This window comes from Pseudomonas sivasensis (genome assembly GCF_013778505.1).
In the GTDB taxonomy this organism is placed as follows: domain Bacteria; phylum Pseudomonadota; class Gammaproteobacteria; order Pseudomonadales; family Pseudomonadaceae; genus Aquipseudomonas; species Aquipseudomonas sivasensis.
On sequence record NZ_JAAOWU010000008.1, the window covers coordinates 18,308 to 34,112 of the forward strand.

The window sequence follows — 15,805 nt, forward strand, 5'->3', positions numbered from 1 at the left end:
AAGTTAGATTCCGTCTCACGCCTGTCTTACATCAGGCCAACTTGAGCAGACAGGTTCCGCAGGCCCTCGCAATGTTCAATTTCCCCACCTCAGCAGGACTGTTTGCAGCATCCACCAACGCTTGAACGTCAGGGCTCACACCGTAGCGGCGGACGACACCGACGAACTCTTCGACGTCGTGGCCCTGCAGCTTGATCTTCGGTGCGCCATCTTGGGTGAATGCTGGTTGACCGTACTTGTCGGTCGCATGAGCCAGGTGATAAAGCTCGTGCTCGATCAGGGCGCAGAACTCAAGGTCGCTGCACTGGGCGCAGTAGTCAGCAGCCAGAGTGATGATGAAGGCCGGCACATCACCGAACCAATCACGCATCTGCTGCTCCATCCGGGCTTTCTGCCACCCACCCGCGCGGAACGCTACCTGTTCGGCCTGGCCCAGAACTGTGCGGCCCTGCTTCTCGAAGCTCGACGAAGCCCACATGACCCGGATGTCTGCATCCAATAGGTGGGCATGGTCTTCGTTGTGAATGGTTCCCATGTCGGCGAGGATCTCGGCTTGGAGCCATTCCCATACCTCAGGAGCTGGGGTCAGGCGGATACCGAAGTCGGAAAGCTCGGACAGCTCAAGTATTGAGGGCGGAGGAAATGGCCTATCCATGGTTCACCTTGAGCTTGTAATAGTCGCGACTTGCCGGTTATAAGTCCGCCCGATAACGCTATAGAGCTCAAGGTGTAGGAAATGGATAACCTGATAAAGCTGCGTATCGGACTGACAATTGCGGCGGTTGTCGGGCTTGTACCAATCACTATTCTCTTCGCGGTCGGCGTAGTGGCGTTCTTTATCCCGCTCATCTTTGTCGCCAAGAGTCCTCCGCTTGGGACGCTAGCACTTATAGGCGCAGCAATCGTCTCGGCGTTCGCGATATGGTCGGCATGGAAGATCTATGCACTTTCAATGTCAGCGACAGCCGTTGTGCGCAACTCACACTTGCTGGCATCGGGAGCGGTGATTGCCATGATTTGGGGTATGGTCCTCGCGTACTGGACGCGCGATCTGCCCGAACTCACATACATATTTCTTATGCCAGGAATAGTCTCGAGCTCCATGCTCGCCCTTACATTGAAAAGAACGAAGGCTTGAGGCGGGCGACGAGTCGGGTCAGAAATTTACCCTTCTGAATTTTCCAGCAGCACATCAATCAGCTTCCGCTCACCGAGACGCATTGCACCCTGGCATTGCAGGTCATCGCACTTGGGACCAAGGCCGAACACGGTGACCTCCCCCTTCGCGCCGATCAGCGTCAAGGCACCTACCGTGCACTCGGGATGCTCCCCGGCATCGAGGTCATCGGCGATCTTGCGCAGGGTTTTAGCAGCGTCTCGCCAGTCCTCCCGCTTGAACTCCAGTACCTTGACGGTCATTCGGTCACCATTTGGTGTGTCTGTGCATGGGCGTGCCCGTGAAGCAGGCTGACGACCAGGCCCTGAGGCAAACCGGCAGCCTTGGCAGCATCCACAGCATCGGCAATAGCCTTGTCGAGAGCGCCGACCGCAGCGTTGATGTCCGGGCTCATTGGTAGCACGTGTCGCAGCCGGCTGACGTTGCTCATTTGCTAAACCTCGCGCCACGATTTGGCGCATTCGAAAACGTGGCGCGGATTAATCGACCTTGCGACCTGGCAGCTTGAAGTCAGTCACGCGGTCAGCAATTGACCGGATCTTCTCCACACCCAGGAAGCCTACCCATCCACCTGCGAAGGTGGCCATGCTTTGGGGCAGGCCAAAGAAGTCCAGGCCGCTGATGATGGTCAAGGTGAGGCCGCCACAAATAGCGCCCTCCACCAGCATCTGGCGTCGCGTACCACCACCGTAGGTGATACGCAGGACAGCCATGGCGCAGGACAGCGCAGCCGCATAGAGGATTGGCGAATGCTGGCTCAACCACGCAAGCGCAATCGCCCATGTGTCTGGTTTGTCTGGCATGTTGGACATCTCGGTTCCTCCCCGTCAGGGAGTTATGAATATGACAGGCCATGACCTGCAGATTTGAATCAGCCCCAGCAGCACTCCCAGCTCGGAGCAATGGGTGTGGTGGAGCCGAAAACGAAAACGGCCCCGCACGATGACGGGGCCGCAAGTGACGCTTGATATAGAACTGAAGCTTTCTGCCTTTAGAGCCCTGCGTTATGTGGGGCTCAGAGCATTCAGCGGAGCTTACGCAACACTGCCATCAGGGTTCAAAAAATCCCAGCGAATGAAAGCCGGAATATTGTAGGTCTGGGTGAGCTGGATATACACCCCAAGCCCGGCCGGAATGAGGATAGGCTGAAAGCCAGTCTCACCTTGGGAAATGATAGGCAGGTCCCTAGACAGGATATCCGTCGGGGCTTTAACGCCAACACTTACGACGTTATTAGACCAGGTACGCAGGTCGTACAGGAGAATGCCGTTAATATTTTCTTCTGGCTTGAACAGCGTACCCACGCTGGCGGCCATACCGCTGAAGAACAGATTTTTGAAGTGTTTGCCAAATACTCGTACAGTCATTTTGTCACCTATTGAGTCGAATGATTTGTCGCGGAGAATTCCGCTTTCATGTCGCTCAAAGGCGATTGCTCGAGGCTCGTGGCCTTCACATGATTCAACGTCCCGCATCGGGAACATTTGATCTGGAGCTCTGTAAACCCACCCGTACGGGCGAGAAGTCTTTTGCAGTTACCGCATCTGAATTCTTTCAACATCTGCAAGTCCGTTTATTTATCTGCTAGGCTCCCTCCCGCTCGCGCGAGCAGTGAGGGCCTTGGCTGGCTTGCAGGCTAGATCTGCGATCTGGCGTCTCCTTAGGGTGTTACAGCACCCTCTGGAGTCGCCCTCTCTTTTTTCGCCGCAACGCAAAAGCCCCGCACTTGGCGGGGCTTTCTCGTTTCTGAAGGGCACAAAAAAGCCCGCTCATTGGCGGGCTTCGTGGAGCAAGTTGCCGCAGGCAAAGTACTCAATGTGGTGAAACGATACTGTCAGCCGGACATTTCGTCAACTGCATAGTGAAAGTATGCCCGCCCAATATCGATCAAGACACAAAAGTGAAGTCGCCTGCCTTCTTCGGATCAGGCCGTAGAAGAAGCGGAATGTCATCGAGCGTCCATAAATCCTCTGATGGATCATGCTTGATGACGAATTCCTTAGGGTCAGTCAGGATGTCCCAAGTTGCCTGATCGTGAACGTGGATCTCTTTGACATGAGCTCCATTGGATGTGAAATGGTAGGTTTGACGTGCATCCAAAAGAGCGCTGACATTGCTCATGCTGCTTCCTTCATCATGTTGATACATCTTGATACCGGCACAAGTGCCGCCTTATCAAGATCATTGCACGCTTCGAAGCAGAGGTCGATGAAGCCGCCCCACTCCCTGCCCCACTGCTCAGATGAAAGCTCCAGTCCAAGTTCCATTTCAAGCCAGTAACGGAACGCTTCGGGCGTCGAGCAAGGGTCCATGCCCTCGCTCTGGCCGCCCTGGTGCATCCGGCGATAGCGGTGGAGCACACCGGCCGCAACAAGCCTGGCCTTCTCGAACTTCTTCGCGTACATCTTCGACCCGGCGTTGTAGGCGCGCAGGAAAACAACCTCCCCAGCCTCTTCCTTGTCGTCAGCCGTGGCGATGGGGCTGTACATGTGATTGCCGAACGCCTTGAGCTGGCCGGGCAGCGTTGCAATGGCGTGCTGAATCCGAGCCGATATCGACTGCTGCATGGCGTGGTGGCTATTCACGGACTTGGCTGTAGTCTGGATGGTGCAGCCCAGAAGGCCGATCTGCTCAATGTGCGAGCCCTGACTGTCCCACGGCGTGTAGAGAGCATCGTGCCAAGCCATTCGCGCTGAGTTCAATTTCATCATGGCAGAGCCCTCCACCAGGTAATGACCTGCCCTTCCCGGAAGAACCAGGCAATGCAGATGAGCGTGGTGAACGTTACTGTGATGGTCATGGCTTGACCCTCTTCGCGCATTTCTTGCAGCGGTCCCAGTTTCCAGGCTCAAACATCGGCATCTTTTCGGTGCTGACCGCATCGATTCCACACTCAGAGCGCCAGAAATACGCGCGGCCTTGACTGGTTATTGCGGCATATTCTTTTTCTTGAACGTAGTAGCGAGCCTTCCCTGTGATGGGAAACATCGGTTTAAGCCAGCCTTTTGAGGGCCTGGCTGCTCCGCCGGTTATTTGCGCAACTTGCGTCATGCTGCTGCCCTCTTGATTTCTCTAGTCTTTGCTCGGTAGGCGGCCTTGATGTCCTTCAGGTCGTCAATGGTGTACTTGCGAGTGCCCTGGTCAGCCTCGAGCGCGTCGACGGCCTCCTGGCCAATGCGTGCGATCAGGCCAATCCGGTAATCCACGGCATTTCCGGAGAGGAACCGGTTGTCCTGCTTACTCTGGGCGTGGCAGTTGCGCTCATCGAAGCGCAGGTGAGGCGCGGAGCCAACGCTGCGGTAATGGCCGGCATCGACTGCGTTGCCGCTCCAGTCCAATGGCTTGCCGCTGGAGATGCACAGGTGGCCGGCGGCCTGGTCACGAGTGCGGATGTATTCGTTGAACGCCTGTTGGGCCTCGCGCATGCGTTCGCCGCGGCTCTTCAGCGCCTCCTTTCGCACCTTGATATCGGACCGTCCAACCTGATCCAGCGCCTTGCGCGCCTTCGCTTCGTTCACGTCCTTGATGGCAAGGCCGCAGGATGGGCTGCACACCTTCTGGCCGAGGCGCTGAGGGGCGAATGATTCCCCGCAATCCGGGTTCTTGCAGGTCTTCGGCTTGGGCTGTTTCCGTTCGATAGACATTCAATAACGCCCTCCCCAATTGTCCTTTTGCGTCCATCGCACCTGGTGCTCGGCGCCGAAGGCGTGAACCCACTCAATCAACTCGCCGCACTGCTTCACGGTGAGCTTGCTGGTGCGCTCATAAATCACGTCGAAGCCATTACCATCGACCGCCGGTATCATCTGCGGCTGATCGCCCGTCTCACGCAGCCACGCAGCCGTCAGAAGGCGCTTCCAGATCAGGACATCCCACTTCTTCCCGGCGTGCTCGACCTGGGCGGCGATATCGGCCAGCGCCGCGTGCAGGGCCTTGTTCTGCTCCCCGCTGCGGTCCACTTCGGTGATGGCCAGCTTCTTGGGTTTTGCGAGATCCAGGCCGGCGATGTATCCCATGGCCTTGTTGCGATCTGACTCGTTGCGGATCTGAAGGCTGGTCATGAATTCACCTTAAGGCCCGCGGCTTCGATGGCTTCTGCACAATCCTTGACCACATATAAGGCCTCTCCATGGTCGGCGTACTTGAGGTGGTCAGGCAGCTCAATAACCAGCGCCTCGCGGGAGGCCTTCCAGGAAACCCAAGCCATATTCACCATGCTGTACCGGTATTCGTCAGGATCTTCTGGATATCGCTCCAGAGGACGCATGGTGTCGGAGTTGATGAATCGGGCAAGTGCCCACGCCTCAAACTCGTCACGCATCTTGTCGTCGCTCATCAGAAACCCTCCTTGCCGCGCTGGGATTCCCACTCAAACGGGATCACGATCACACCGCCCTCCCGCAAGCGATCAATGCAGCGTTCGCCAATGGCCGCCGGCAGCGACTGCCCATCCAGGTTGGAAACGATGACCGTAGGGCGTAGCTCTTCGTACCGGCCGTTGATGATCGCGAACAGGGTCGTCAGTTCGAAGTCGCTGGGCTTCTCCTTGCTGACGCCGATCTCGTCCAGGATGAGCAGTGAGGGGCTGATCAGGCTGGCCAGGATCTGGCTTTCGCTCTGGTCGCTGGACTGGTCGTAGGTCGCGCGGATGGCCTGCAGCACGGCGCCGATGGTGCGGTACACCGCCGTTGCGCTGGACTTGGCCATGATCTCGTTGGCGATCGCTACGGACAGGTGCGTCTTGCCGGTGCCGGGCTTGCCCAGCAGCAACAGGCAGCGGCCCGTCTCGGCGATCTGCGCGAACTCAGCAGCATACCGGCGGCAGGTGTTCAGCGCCTTTCGTTGCTCCGTGGTGGTGGCAACGTATCCATCCAGCGTCTTGCTGGCGAAACGCTTGGGGATCAGCGCGGCGCCGAGCTTGCGCTCCATGGACATGCGCAGCTCCATCGCCTTGTTGGCCAGCTCAGCAGCGTCGGCCTTCTCGCGAATAATCCGGCCGCACTCAGGGCAGCCGCTTTTCAGCTCCTTGCCCAACACCGGGAAAACCTTTTGGTCGTAATCGCCGTGGGTTTCGCAGTGGGCAGGCTGGGTACGAGAGCCCGCTGGCAGCTCCGGTGTTGGTTGGATTTGCTCAGATCGCATAGGAACCGTCCTCACGCTGAATCAGGCCGCTGGTGTAGTTGCGCTCGGCGAAACCGGTGTGGCGAGACTGGGGTGCCGGGGCTGGCGCGGATTCCGCCAGGCGCTTGATCACCCAGGACGCCTTGAAACCCTGCCAGCCAGAATTCAGCGCCTCGGTGATTGCGTCTTCGGCGGTGATCCCGGCCTCGGCGCACTTGCCCAGTTCGGTGTTCACAGTTGACCAGACGGTGGCGGTCACTGCAGCGCGCTTGGCCTTGCGCTGGGTCAGCCAGTCGGCCAGCAGTTGCTCAGGGACGTTGTGCGGGTTGTCGGCCAACAACTGCGCCATGCCGAACGGAGTCTTACGATCAGGCTTCGGAGGTTCGACTAGCTCCTGGGGCGGATTAATCTCTTTCGAAGAAAGAGTTAATAGGGGTTCTTTCTTTGTATAAAGAAGGGAGTGAGCAGTTTTGGTCTCACTCGCAGATGGTCTCAGTGAGACGATATTGGCTGAGTGAGACGTTTTGGTCTCAGTGAGACGTTGTTGTTTTTCTTCGAAGAAAGACCACTCACGGACTGGCGCGATGCCGATATCCCCACGGCTCCCGCCAACGCGGAAAATTATTCGGCGCTCAAGAAGGTGGCTGATCGCCTTCGACGTGACGTCACGGCGCAAGTTGGTCTGTTTGCCGATATCCTCGGCAGTCAGGCGTTTGGTTTCCAGTTGATAGCCGATGGTCTGGCGTGCAATGGCCATGAGAACGCGCAGTTCACGCGCTGGCAGATCAACCGTAGCCAAAGCCTCCATAAGGCTATTGTCCATACGGGTGAATCCCCGAGGGTTGTGTAACGCAACAATGTTTGGCATGATTTCTCTCGCATAAAGTTGTTGAAGAAGCCGACCTCGTACGTCGGCTTTTTTTTGCCTGGAATTCGGTGCGGAAGCGGTAACCTCCCCGCCCTGCTCCCCATTTCGCCCCTCCTAAACCCCACTGGATAAAACTCCAGCAACTTCAGGTTTCTTACTTCGCAGACCGTCTGGGCCGATACTAGCTACACGGATCAAGTGAGCGCGGAAGTCAGGCGACCGACTGGATGTCTCTTTGGCGCATACACAGCTCGCGAGCCGTTATCTGTCCGCCGGTTAACTCTTCAGCCTTAAATGCTTTTTCAGCGCCCATCGGATGAATCCCGGAAACCCAGTACGAAACCGCGGCCTGCGAGACGTCGAGCGCCAAAGCTGTTTTGGTTTGCCCGCCGAAGAAGTCGACGAGCCTTTCGATAGGGGTCATAAGAGCGCCCTCCTGATAAGCCTGCTTATATCCTAAGTAGAAGGACACTTATTTGCAAGGCAATAAGGGAACTTATAAATTTCAGCTCATGAGCACACTCGCCGAACGAATCAAAACCGCACGCAACCACGCCAAGCTGACGCAGAAGGCTCTCGCCTTAAAAGTGGGTGTTGAGCAGCCGGTAATCTCCCAGCTGGAGACCGGAAAAAACCTTCAAAGCGCACACCTCCCGAAGATCGCGCACGTGTGCGGTGTGAACGCTATTTGGCTCTCGGAAAACACCGGTCCAATGACTGGAGTGAGCGCCTCGGAATCGAACATTTCAGTTGCCGCCCAGCCCACCAAATCATTCCGCTACCCAGTAGTCAGCTGGGTTGCCGCCGGTGCCTGGTCGGAAGCTGTTGAGCCCTACCCGACCGGAATCTCGGACTCGTATGAGTTTTCGGAGTACGACGCCAAAGGCCCTGCGTTCTGGCTGACAGTCAAAGGTGACTCGATGACAGCGCCCGCCGGCCAGAGCATTACCGAGGGCACGCTGATCCTTGTGGACACTGAGGCTGAAGTAGCACCAGGTAAGCTGGTGGTGGCCAAGCTCCCAGACAGCAATGAGGCGACATTCAAGAAGCTGGTCAGCGATGGCGGACGGCTGTTCCTGAAGCCACTCAACCCTAGCTACCCAATCGAAGCGGTAGACGAGAGCTGCCGGGTCGTGGGCGTGGTAGTGCAGGCGCTGCAGAAGTTTTACTGATGCGTTCAAGGAGGCCCCATGGCCCTCACGAAACCTAATCAACAATTGCGCCGCGACCTCAAAGCGATAGCCTCCAACCTTGAGCAATTTTGTGTCGACCTGGGGAGGTTGGCCAGCCGACTCAGCGATGCCGACGCCATAGCCCTGATGGGGCTGGTGGGTACGCTCTACGAAGAGGCTGATCAATTGGTGGGGTATGCAGACGAGGTGAAGGACGGCCGGATAATTCGGGCTGCGGAGCAGCGCAAATGACTGCATGGCGAAAGCAGCGCTTCTGGAGCAAGTTTTGGATCTGGGCCTGGGTGGCGTTCATGGCCGTTTTTACCCTCTGCACCGGCGCGTTCTGGCTGGGTGATGGTTCATCTAATCGCAAGCGAGTCTTCAGCCCTGGCTTCGTTGTGCTCTGTGCCATCGTGGCTGTGGTTGAGCTGATAGCGCTGAATCACTTCTATGGTGTGCATGGATGAGGTGCAGGCGGGAAGGAATGTGCGATCGACGCCTAGGTAGGCTTCGTGCGCTCCGCCGGGTGACATAGTGGTTTCAACTGAACCAAAAAAAGGAAGCGCGCTCATTTGAGGCTCGTGAATTATAGGAGCAGGGAATGGCGCAAGCCGGCAAGATTCCGTACACAGATGCCATGGCGGCAATTTCCGTCCCAAAATCCTGGGCTGGAGCCAAGACCATTATCTGGAAGGCCCAGGGCGGGAAAGGGTTTCCAGCGTCCCACAAGTGTCGCATCCCTATATCGATTAAAGATGTCGTCCAAGAGGGCTACTTCCTAGATATTTTCCATAAGTACAGTGACTTCGACGGAGTGCCGGACAAGGTATCAATGACCTTTGTTGCTGGTGGCGCCAGGCTGCTGGCCCTTGACGAAAATGGTCCAAGCGAACACGTCAACACTATCGGAAAGGGCATGCCGCATTATGGGAAAAATGCGGACCATCCTCATGTGCACGTGCCAGTCCCTGAAGGATCTTCAGGATACGCAGAGCCCATTGATCGGACCGACATTCAGGCGTTATGGCGTATCTTCCTAGAGCGTGCCAATATTTCAGGGGCGCCACCTTTTACGTTGCCGCCGCGACAGCCGCAATCAGAAAGCGGGCAAATGGACTTACTATGAACTGTGCAGACATCAGCAGGCAGCTGGGCTTTCGTTGCCGTCATATCAACGATGGACTGGCCTACATTCAATCCCCTCTCAAGCTTTCCTTCGACGGCATGGCTATAGGCGCGTTCGTTCAGGATATTGGGCGCGGACTAGTTCGCATAAGTGATAATTCCGACATTTTGTTCACTGCTATGACTCATGGGATAGCCCCAGACCAGAGGCGCTCCAAGAAATTCGGAGATATCGCCAAGCTGAGCGGAATGTCCTTATCTGATAATGGCGAGCTTCACACTGTCTGCCCTGAGGGCGAGGCAGGTTTTCAGATAGCTAGATTCATTGAGGCCGCCTCCAGAATCGGTGACGCCTGCAGCGATTTGCTCGTAATTCAAACGCCCAAATTCCAGCGGAAGGTCGGATCCATCTTGTCGCGCATTTATAAAGACCGCTTACGACGAGATTTTATTTTGGCAGGGGCTAGCGGACATCAGCTTTCCTTTCCTTTTGTGCTAAACCCAGGAACCGCAAATCAGATGGTCATCCAAACTATCTCCGCCGGATCTGCTGGAAAACCAAACTGGGCAAGTATCTATGGAGCCGTCGGCAAGATGGGCGATCTGAAAAATTCTGGCGACAATACCAAGCGCACCGTAATCCTGGAGCGTGGCGAAGATGAGTCCACTCAGCAAGCCATGGTTGCTTTAGCCGAAACCGCATCGATTGTGGTCTTCGAGGGAAATAGCGAGAAGCTCTACGCAGCGCTGCAGGCCGCCTGATCAAGTTTTAGATGCAGAAGCCCGGCCCAGCGCCGGGCTTCTTGTTTCTGCCCATTCACACTCGGGCTCCTCTGGTCATCCCAATTCTCAGCACCCGCTTAAGCCCGACCTCCGGAACCGAATCCATCACGGCATATCTTGTTACAACCATTCGCCCGCAGGCACCGCCCGTAGAGAACTACAAACTTCTACTCCAGTCGTAATGCTAGGCGTGCTTTAAACCGTGAGCGCCTGCTGACAACCCATAGAGGTTCACAAAATGAAAATGACACTGCCCGCCCTATTCTTGGGCGTCCTCATTTCGCAAGGAGCAATGGCTGCCGGAGACGGCACAGCCGGCCTTGGAGGCGGCGTTGGTGGTGCACTTGGCAATATCGTAGGCCAACAGCTCGGCGGCTCAACTGGCGCGGCAGTAGGCGCAGGCGTAGGTGGTGCAGCCGGCAGTGCTGTCGGCGCTCAAAGAGGCAACAGAGCCGAAGCAGCATTAGGCGGCGGTATCGGCTCGGCTGGCGGCTCTCTCATTGGTAATCGCCTCGGCGGAACAACTGGTTCGACTATCGGTGCAGGTCTCGGCGGCGCGGCGGGTGGCGCGCTAGGAAATAACCTGGCGGATGATGAGAGCGGTCATCGATCGGATGGTAAGAAGCACAAAGGGAACAACAAGCATAAAGACAAAAACAAGCATCGTTAGTTTCTGACGCTGTTACATCGAAGCCCGGCGCTAGGCCGGGCTTCTTGTTTCTGGTGATCCCCTACTCTGCTATCGTGGCGCCCTCTGATCGCAATGGAAGCAACGAAGAATGGACTCATGGAAGATTGTAGCTGCAGCCCTTATGGTATCGATCAATGCTCATGCTTCAGAGGGGTCCGACGACTCCTACAATAACTCGATGCTGTCAGTGCTAATGGCTCCAACCTACACCGTTGCGGGAACTACCGGACTTACCATGCTGGCCTCAAATAACTTCAAGCCTGCAAAGGCTGACGCCCTTGCGTTCATCGGTTCAAAAGGCGAGATTCGCGGAGCCCAATTTGAACAGGCAGTTCGCTTTTATCGCACGACATACCTGCCGCCTCTAATGACCGACCGGCAGTTGGCACAGGCAATCGCTACCTCGTACTGAGCACGAGCATTCACGAACTTTTCACAGTAGGGCGCCTATGGTTATCCCAGCTCCTAGTGAAACCCTTTAAGCCCGCTACCCCCCATCGCGGGCTTTTCTTTGTCTGAGATTTGGAGGGCCGAAACTCGCCCTCCCCAACTTACCCAACGACGGCTATACACGCCCACCGTCAAAATGACACGATAACGCCTCGCCTTCGTAAGTAGGAATACAGGATGTTCAGTCACGTAACCGTTGGGACAAACGATCTTGATAAGGCCTCTACCTTCTATGACGCGGTGCTGATCCCCCTGGGGCTCTGTCGTAGGCCTGTAACGCCTGATGGCGGGCCACCTTCGGCATGCTGGATTAAGCCAAATAGCGTCCTCCCTCGCTTTTATGTGTACAGCCCTTATGACCGAAATGAAGCCGGAACAGGGAATGGCAGCATGGTGGCTTTCACCGCACCATCTCCAAATGCGGTAGACAGCGCCTATGCAGCTGGGCTTCTTGCGGGCGGATCTGATGAAGGTGAACCTGGCCAACGTCCCCACTATGGTGACGGCTACTACGGTGCGTACCTACGTGATCCAGATGGCAACAAGGTACATATCGCTCATCGTGGTGATTTGGACTTGGCGGGGTAGCCGCCGCTCACCGTATTCGCTTAAAGCCCGCCCACCGCGGGCTTTTTCATTCCTGCCGGAAAGCACCCATCATAAAATATGCATTTATGCATTAAACTTCTTGCTGCCCTCTTGCCAATACATGACAGCACAAATACTGTGTATACATACAGTATTCGCAAGGAGCTACACATGAACCAGGAACCCTACCCCGCACCAAAACCGAGAAATTCCTACGAGCTTGTTGGCCGCCGCCTGCAAGGGTTGATCGCCTCTCCCCGGGTACAGCGGATTCAGTTGGTCGAGGTCTCCAGGCGCGACGATGAAAGCCCTGAAGCCTGGCACCAGGTCATCCAAGACATTGGCGATACCGCCGGGATAAGAGTCGAGCATCTGGAAGACGGAGCCGTCAGGATCGGCTGGAACGAGTACTGCGATTCCTAAATGAGCCCGCCAGTGAGCGGGATTTTTATCGTCCTCAGGAAAATATATAAGCCTGCTTATTGACGCTAAAAATAAGTTGGCTTATATTTCATCTCAAGCCAGCAACGAACATCGCCGGCCAGCAGCGAGAGCTGCGCCGCTCTTTAACAGTCAGCGCAATACAGAAATACCAACAGACCGCATTGCCTCTACCGGCGACCGGCGATTAGACGGGTCAGATAGCCCGCCCACGACAGGAACATCCTGTACGGCTGATCGAGAGCGAAACGCTCGAACCGTGCGAATGACCTGGCAAGCAATGCGCCCCGCGAATCCCAGCGGTAGAAGGGAGACTCAACTGAACAGAATTAGCGGTCCCGATAGCCTCGGCTGGGAACGCCGGACCTCATGCACCCTGCCCCAATCAGCCAGGGCATTCAGAGCTGTAGCGTGCATGTTGTAAGGACCTGTGATCCATGGCGAACAGATGCTGTTTGACGCTGCGAGTAGGAAGCTCGAAGCCCACACCGATGACGACCGGCCTGCCCTGCAATCAGCAGCGGGCAACGGGCCACACCGCTGACGCAACAACCCCGGCCTGACGCCACTAGCGAGGTCGGGGGTTTCACCGATAGTCCTTGGCAACAGGGCCTAACGGGAAACCAACCGAGGGTTACCACGATGGAAGCAACAATCATCAACGGTTCATGGAAAGGCCACCTCGGACGAGGCCTGGCGCCGCGAGAGCTTCAGTTCCTGCTTTGGATTGCCCAGGGCTTCACCTCGAAGGAGATCGCCCGGGAGGCAGGCATTGAGGCAGGCACCGTCAAGAAGCGGCTGACCAATGCGATGTTCAAGCTGGGTGTGACGAAGCGTACTGCTTTGGTGGCTGAGGCAATGAAGCGCCAGATCATCACGCCGGTGTGCTTTGTGCTGGCGGCGCTGATCGCCATGCACTCGATGATCAGTGACGACTCCCTGCGTCGTGATCGCCGGGCGCCGGAAAGGCGAATGGCCCAGGTGCGGATGGTGCGCCGGGCTGAGTGCGCAGAACTGGCTGTGTGAACACCAATATCGATGAGCCTCTTCAACTGGGTATGGCTTCTCCAACATCGATGTTTTTGCTTCCGCACTTACAGACAGGCACGAGTGCATCAGATCTTTTCCGATAGTACTCGTAGTCATTTGCGGGAGTGGTATCAAAGCCCTCCCACCACTCTTCGGTACGCCCCCAGTCATCTGAGCTCCTGACCTGAACACCCGCATGACCACAAGCGCTGCAAGTTGCTTTGTACCTGCTTTCATCCCTGCTCATTTCGCTCTCCTCGGCCTCGAACAACTGGTTCAAATATAGCAGTGCGATAAGCCTTCACCCTTCCCCCCCACTACCTCTATTACGTCAGCACTCCTCCCCCGCGCCCATCGACAACCAGCGGGAGGCATGAGTGTTGACGAATACAGGTGAACCAACGAACGGAGAGAGTCATGGCCAAGAAGGTTGGCGTAAAAACAAGGAGCGCCCAAATCGGCGTTCGAATCAGCCCTCGCGTTAAGTACATGCTCGACGTGATGGGTCGCATCCAGCGCAGAACCATGAGTGGAGTTATCGAATCGGCTCTTTTGGCTTATGCCAAGTACGACGAAAAACGCTTAGCCGACCAGACATGGTCAACGGATGAAAGCGAACGATTGCTCAACCTTTACCTAGTAGCGCCTCACCTTCTGTCATTCGACGAAGAGATAGAGGCCAAGCGGCTAATCGCAGCCAAAGCTACCGCCTAACCCCAAGCAATGGAGGCCGCCAATCGTCAATGCGCTCTGGGGCGAGATCGATGCCAGCAAGCGCCGGTAACGTTGGGCGGCACCCGGCGCCGGTTGCGGTCAGCTTAGGCTGACTGTGCGATGAGAGCCTTCCAACGATGTCAGACGCCAACCCCGCAGGTGCGAGACACCTAGCATAAGGTATGCGTTCTCACTTCTTGGGGAGGTAGTACGAGCACATATCTGGAAGCTTAGATACGACGACAGAGTTGCTCATATTGAACGCCAACGATTGGATTTTTGCTTTGGAAGCTGGATCAGCTTTGACTCGGCGAACTTCTGCTCTAAGCGAATCGGTCGTCTCCGGATCGCTATTTAAAGCGTTCTCAACGCTGCTATTCGAATCTGGATTGGCCTTGACGCAAAGGCTTTCAATGGCCAGCAAATTGACGGCGTTTTCGGTGTCGTCCTCTGCTGCGCTTGCCAAGGTACTTGCGACCGAGGAAACGCTCAATAGCAGAAGCGCTGCAGAAATTCGCTTTAAAAACATCATTGATCTCCCTGAAAAACTGAAATTTATCATAGCGCTATTGATTGACGATTTTCCAGTTTTCCCCCGCATAGACACCTCCCTACCCACTACCAACAACCTTACCGGTCAAGTGCCCGACAGGCCTATTTATGACGGGATTCAAAGACGGCCACTTCAAATACGTCGCTTACACCGACTAACCCACCCAGCCGCCTCGGAGGCGACCATGAGCGCAGTATTGAAATTATGCCAAGAGCGATTCGACGCTCAGTTGCCTCCAGATGTCAGCGACGCGAATCCGGAACAGGAGTGGCTTGAACATTCGGCGGAACAGCTGGTGTGCGGCATGGACATCAAGTGGAAGCGTCGCCACGGCCAACTGCAGGTGGTGACGTTTGATCGGTACTGCACCTATCTGCAAGGCATCCTGAATCAGCGCCAAATCGACGGCCTGGATCAACGTGACTCACTTGCCCGGCTGTTTCTGTCGTCGATCCTTGGTGGCCAGGCCGATTCACGCGGCCACGCTGCTGACTTGATCGGCCAGCCCCGCCCTATCGAAGCGGCCGAGAAGATCGCCATGGAACTGCTCAAGCCTTACGCCGCCGACGCGGTTGCAGCAGAATGGGAAGAGCTCGTAGACGACGTGGATGCGGACCTATGAGCGCTCACATCCTTATCGACGACGCGCTCGAAAGCCTCAAGCACGCAGCAAGCACTCAGGCAGAGGCGGTAATTGTTCAGCGGATGATCACTCAATTCCTCGTTGATCAGTCGCTAACCCTCAAAGAATTCGACCACTACTGCGCACGCCTCAATAAAGTCTCGCGCAAGGAGGCAGCATGACCACTGCAGCGGTTAAATCACTCGTCGACGAGCAGCTCGACGACATAGAGCGCCGCATCGCGATCTTGGGCTTCGGCCGTCCCTTCAACGAACTAATCGGGCGTAAGCGTGAAGACTTGGTGCGGGATCTGCCGCAGCGCCTGGCGCCGACAATGAAGGGTGGCCGAATCGCGGTGAGGGTTCGGCCTTGACTCCCCACCAGCGCACTAGGCGCCTACTCATCTGGCGTGGCGCTTTCCCTGTACTTGCCCTCTTCACCTTCCTGATGTTGCTCAGCGCCCTCGCTGAT

Annotated in this window: 30 protein-coding genes and 1 pseudogene; 15 read left to right on the forward strand and 16 right to left on the reverse strand. The window is 56.3% G+C overall.

All coding sequences use genetic code 11. The features are described from left to right. Window positions 1-31: 31 nt before the first annotated feature. The gene (locus G9Q84_RS15035) at window positions 32-655 is read right to left on the reverse strand and encodes a putative metallopeptidase (RefSeq protein ID WP_122681618.1); all 624 of its coding nucleotides are present in this window, start codon (window positions 653-655) and stop codon (window positions 32-34) included. Between the two features lie 81 nt (window positions 656-736). Between G9Q84_RS15035 and G9Q84_RS15040 the strand changes: the two genes are divergently transcribed. After that, a complete protein-coding gene (locus G9Q84_RS15040; protein WP_122681619.1) occupies window positions 737-1,138 on the forward strand; it encodes a hypothetical protein in 402 nt (133 codons plus the stop codon). Between the two features lie 26 nt (window positions 1,139-1,164). Here G9Q84_RS15040 and G9Q84_RS15045 read toward each other — a convergent pair whose 3' ends face one another. The 15 genes and pseudogenes from G9Q84_RS15045 to G9Q84_RS15110 all read right to left on the reverse strand — a co-directional run bounded on the left by G9Q84_RS15045 (window position 1,165) and on the right by G9Q84_RS15110 (window position 7,590). Further along, a complete protein-coding gene (locus G9Q84_RS15045; RefSeq protein ID WP_122681620.1) occupies window positions 1,165-1,419 on the reverse strand; it encodes a hypothetical protein in 255 nt (84 codons plus the stop codon). Further along, window positions 1,416-1,607 carry a hypothetical protein gene (locus G9Q84_RS15050; RefSeq protein WP_032891197.1) on the reverse strand — a complete coding sequence of 64 codons (192 nt, stop codon included), beginning with the start codon at window positions 1,605-1,607 and terminating at the stop codon, window positions 1,416-1,418. The genes G9Q84_RS15045 and G9Q84_RS15050 overlap by 4 nt, the downstream gene beginning before the upstream one ends. A 49-nt stretch (window positions 1,608-1,656) precedes the next feature. Continuing rightward, on the reverse strand, window positions 1,657-1,989 hold the full coding sequence (locus G9Q84_RS15055) for a phage holin, lambda family (protein WP_032891196.1): 333 nt from the start codon (window positions 1,987-1,989) through the stop codon (window positions 1,657-1,659). A gap of 222 nt (window positions 1,990-2,211) precedes the next feature. Continuing rightward, window positions 2,212-2,544, reverse strand: coding sequence for a 3-methyladenine DNA glycosylase (locus G9Q84_RS15060; protein ID WP_181643607.1), 333 nt, complete (start codon window positions 2,542-2,544; stop codon window positions 2,212-2,214). 8 nt (window positions 2,545-2,552) lie between these two features. Continuing rightward, a complete protein-coding gene (locus G9Q84_RS15065) occupies window positions 2,553-2,738 on the reverse strand; it encodes a zinc finger domain-containing protein (RefSeq protein ID WP_122463296.1) in 186 nt (61 codons plus the stop codon). Window positions 2,739-3,064: 326 nt separating this feature from the next. Further along, a complete protein-coding gene (locus G9Q84_RS15070; protein ID WP_181643608.1) occupies window positions 3,065-3,298 on the reverse strand; it encodes a hypothetical protein in 234 nt (77 codons plus the stop codon). Continuing rightward, entirely contained in the window at window positions 3,295-3,888 is a 594-nt protein-coding gene (locus G9Q84_RS15075) for a hypothetical protein (RefSeq protein WP_242461442.1), read from the reverse strand. Before G9Q84_RS15075 ends, G9Q84_RS15070 begins: the two co-directional genes overlap by 4 nt. A gap of 85 nt (window positions 3,889-3,973) precedes the next feature. Further along, the gene (locus tag G9Q84_RS15080; protein WP_181643609.1) at window positions 3,974-4,228 is read right to left on the reverse strand and encodes a hypothetical protein; all 255 of its coding nucleotides are present in this window, start codon (window positions 4,226-4,228) and stop codon (window positions 3,974-3,976) included. Beyond that, window positions 4,225-4,821, reverse strand: coding sequence for a recombination protein NinG (locus tag G9Q84_RS15085; RefSeq protein ID WP_181643610.1), 597 nt, complete (start codon window positions 4,819-4,821; stop codon window positions 4,225-4,227). The genes G9Q84_RS15080 and G9Q84_RS15085 overlap by 4 nt, the downstream gene beginning before the upstream one ends. Then, window positions 4,822-5,238: a recombination protein NinB gene (locus G9Q84_RS15090; RefSeq protein ID WP_032891187.1), complete on the reverse strand. Its 417-nt coding sequence runs from the start codon at window positions 5,236-5,238 to the stop codon at window positions 4,822-4,824. Continuing rightward, window positions 5,235-5,513, reverse strand: coding sequence for a phiTE_015 family protein (locus tag G9Q84_RS15095; RefSeq protein WP_181643611.1), 279 nt, complete (start codon window positions 5,511-5,513; stop codon window positions 5,235-5,237). Before G9Q84_RS15095 ends, G9Q84_RS15090 begins: the two co-directional genes overlap by 4 nt. Further along, window positions 5,513-6,319: an ATP-binding protein gene (locus G9Q84_RS15100; protein ID WP_181643612.1), complete on the reverse strand. Its 807-nt coding sequence runs from the start codon at window positions 6,317-6,319 to the stop codon at window positions 5,513-5,515. Before G9Q84_RS15100 ends, G9Q84_RS15095 begins: the two co-directional genes overlap by 1 nt. Continuing rightward, the gene (locus tag G9Q84_RS29615) at window positions 6,309-6,647 is read right to left on the reverse strand and encodes a hypothetical protein (RefSeq protein WP_338104101.1); all 339 of its coding nucleotides are present in this window, start codon (window positions 6,645-6,647) and stop codon (window positions 6,309-6,311) included. The genes G9Q84_RS15100 and G9Q84_RS29615 overlap by 11 nt, the downstream gene beginning before the upstream one ends. Before the next feature lie 276 nt (window positions 6,648-6,923). After that, window positions 6,924-7,166: pseudogene (locus G9Q84_RS29620) on the reverse strand (replication protein); the annotation flags it as partial. Between the two features lie 211 nt (window positions 7,167-7,377). Then, the gene (locus tag G9Q84_RS15110) at window positions 7,378-7,590 is read right to left on the reverse strand and encodes a transcriptional regulator (protein WP_178955860.1); all 213 of its coding nucleotides are present in this window, start codon (window positions 7,588-7,590) and stop codon (window positions 7,378-7,380) included. 88 nt (window positions 7,591-7,678) lie between these two features. On the opposite strand from G9Q84_RS15110, the gene G9Q84_RS15115 reads away from it, so the two are divergent. From G9Q84_RS15115 to G9Q84_RS15180, 14 genes are all read left to right on the forward strand, one after another. Continuing rightward, window positions 7,679-8,338: a LexA family protein gene (locus tag G9Q84_RS15115; protein ID WP_181643708.1), complete on the forward strand. Its 660-nt coding sequence runs from the start codon at window positions 7,679-7,681 to the stop codon at window positions 8,336-8,338. An 18-nt stretch (window positions 8,339-8,356) separates the two neighbouring features. Beyond that, window positions 8,357-8,590, forward strand: coding sequence for a hypothetical protein (locus tag G9Q84_RS15120; RefSeq protein ID WP_181643614.1), 234 nt, complete (start codon window positions 8,357-8,359; stop codon window positions 8,588-8,590). Continuing rightward, entirely contained in the window at window positions 8,587-8,805 is a 219-nt protein-coding gene (locus G9Q84_RS15125) for a hypothetical protein (RefSeq protein WP_181643615.1), read from the forward strand. Before G9Q84_RS15120 ends, G9Q84_RS15125 begins: the two co-directional genes overlap by 4 nt. A gap of 134 nt (window positions 8,806-8,939) precedes the next feature. Then, a complete protein-coding gene (locus G9Q84_RS15130; RefSeq protein WP_164444897.1) occupies window positions 8,940-9,464 on the forward strand; it encodes a hypothetical protein in 525 nt (174 codons plus the stop codon). Further along, a complete protein-coding gene (locus tag G9Q84_RS15135; RefSeq protein ID WP_181643616.1) occupies window positions 9,461-10,225 on the forward strand; it encodes a DUF1828 domain-containing protein in 765 nt (254 codons plus the stop codon). Before G9Q84_RS15130 ends, G9Q84_RS15135 begins: the two co-directional genes overlap by 4 nt. 259 nt (window positions 10,226-10,484) lie before the next feature. After that, window positions 10,485-10,916 (forward strand): hypothetical protein, encoded by a 432-nt coding sequence (locus G9Q84_RS15140; RefSeq protein ID WP_181643617.1) that lies wholly within the window; start codon window positions 10,485-10,487, stop codon window positions 10,914-10,916. A 109-nt stretch (window positions 10,917-11,025) separates the two neighbouring features. Beyond that, window positions 11,026-11,349: a DUF2388 domain-containing protein gene (locus G9Q84_RS15145; protein WP_181643618.1), complete on the forward strand. Its 324-nt coding sequence runs from the start codon at window positions 11,026-11,028 to the stop codon at window positions 11,347-11,349. Window positions 11,350-11,564: 215 nt separating this feature from the next. After that, the gene (locus tag G9Q84_RS15150; RefSeq protein WP_181643619.1) at window positions 11,565-11,975 is read left to right on the forward strand and encodes a VOC family protein; all 411 of its coding nucleotides are present in this window, start codon (window positions 11,565-11,567) and stop codon (window positions 11,973-11,975) included. 171 nt (window positions 11,976-12,146) lie between these two features. Then, window positions 12,147-12,398, forward strand: coding sequence for a DUF1654 domain-containing protein (locus tag G9Q84_RS15155; RefSeq protein ID WP_181643620.1), 252 nt, complete (start codon window positions 12,147-12,149; stop codon window positions 12,396-12,398). A 660-nt stretch (window positions 12,399-13,058) separates the two neighbouring features. Then, window positions 13,059-13,442, forward strand: coding sequence for a response regulator transcription factor (locus G9Q84_RS15160; protein WP_181643621.1), 384 nt, complete (start codon window positions 13,059-13,061; stop codon window positions 13,440-13,442). Window positions 13,443-13,862: 420 nt separating this feature from the next. Beyond that, a complete protein-coding gene (locus G9Q84_RS15165) occupies window positions 13,863-14,159 on the forward strand; it encodes a hypothetical protein (RefSeq protein WP_095184961.1) in 297 nt (98 codons plus the stop codon). 257 nt (window positions 14,160-14,416) lie between these two features. Then, the gene (locus tag G9Q84_RS29340) at window positions 14,417-15,334 is read left to right on the forward strand and encodes a hypothetical protein (RefSeq protein ID WP_242461443.1); all 918 of its coding nucleotides are present in this window, start codon (window positions 14,417-14,419) and stop codon (window positions 15,332-15,334) included. Beyond that, on the forward strand, window positions 15,331-15,516 hold the full coding sequence (locus G9Q84_RS15175; protein WP_078825158.1) for a hypothetical protein: 186 nt from the start codon (window positions 15,331-15,333) through the stop codon (window positions 15,514-15,516). Before G9Q84_RS29340 ends, G9Q84_RS15175 begins: the two co-directional genes overlap by 4 nt. Beyond that, window positions 15,513-15,707: a hypothetical protein gene (locus tag G9Q84_RS15180; RefSeq protein WP_181643622.1), complete on the forward strand. Its 195-nt coding sequence runs from the start codon at window positions 15,513-15,515 to the stop codon at window positions 15,705-15,707. The genes G9Q84_RS15175 and G9Q84_RS15180 overlap by 4 nt, the downstream gene beginning before the upstream one ends. The last annotated feature ends 98 nt before the right edge of the window (window positions 15,708-15,805 follow it).